General features: G+C 56.4%; 1 protein-coding gene. It reads right to left on the reverse strand.

Translation table 11 applies throughout. The annotated features are described in order from the left end of the window. Nucleotides 1-51: 51 nt before the first annotated feature. The coding region (locus QP381_RS09090; protein WP_285068695.1) for an OB-fold nucleic acid binding domain-containing protein at nucleotides 52-266 on the reverse strand (215 nt) is incomplete at its 5' end.

A 266-nucleotide genomic window follows, 5' to 3' on the forward strand; every position in this document is an offset into this window, starting at 1 on the left:
CTGCACCAACCGAAAAATCGCCCTCGTCCGTTACTCCAGGTAGTCTCGCACTCATTTTGCGCTCGCCAGTAACGAGTAGGCAGGATTTACGATACGCAGATGGTCGCGGTCTTCACTGACCATTCCTTCCAAAACCATGTGCGCTCCCGGCGCAATGCCAGGAATGTCATCTCGGCCCATCCAAACGAGTTCAATCGTGCCGGTGCCATCTGACAAGGTTGCCGAGAGGTCAATGGCTCCCGGCCGAGTGGGATAGGTGACGGATG

It is taken from the genome of Pauljensenia sp. UMB6358 (assembly GCF_030216865.1).
In the GTDB taxonomy this organism is placed as follows: Bacteria; Actinomycetota; Actinomycetes; order Actinomycetales; family Actinomycetaceae; genus Pauljensenia; species Pauljensenia turicensis_A.